Source organism: Acinetobacter sp. NBRC 110496 (genome assembly GCF_000876115.1).
GTDB lineage: Bacteria > Pseudomonadota > Gammaproteobacteria > Pseudomonadales > Moraxellaceae > Acinetobacter.
Window position 1 is genome coordinate 1 of the sequence record NZ_BBTF01000163.1, and the last position, 502, is coordinate 502.

Sequence of the window (502 nt, forward strand, 5' to 3'; positions counted from 1 at the left end):
CGGCATAGCCAGTCAACAGTCCAAAACAAATCAGACGCAAAGCAATATACCAATAGTCTTCTGTTCCTAAACTGATATGCCAAACATACCGTCCATCTGCCTCAGGGCTTTGATGATATTGACTATGAATTTCGGCATATTCTTCTGTCCAGTTTAAAAGATATGGGTAAAGTTCCTGAATAAACGCAATATCACCACCAGCAGAGTACTGTAATGACATTAAATTTAAGACATCTTTTAATCTTTGATGTCCAGCAGCCATCATCTTACTGGATTTAGCATTTGCCTTATATTTTTGAAAACCGTCAGTTACTGAATAAACACCATTAAGAAAAGCATCAAACCGCCTTTGATACATATCTTCTTGTAAGAAACTATCTCTATATTTTCCATAATTTAGTATTTGTTGATTAAACCACTGTTCCCAATCAATATTTAAATCATTTATTTGGTTATTCAACTTTCTTACTCCGGCAACATATCATTTGGTAAAAGTAAAAAA

General features: G+C 33.9%; 1 pseudogene. It reads right to left on the reverse strand.

What is annotated here, in order from left to right:
• A pseudogene (locus Aba26S_RS21050) lies at window positions 1-460 on the reverse strand (PoNe immunity protein domain-containing protein); the annotation flags it as partial.
• Between the last annotated feature and the right edge of the window lie 42 nt (window positions 461-502).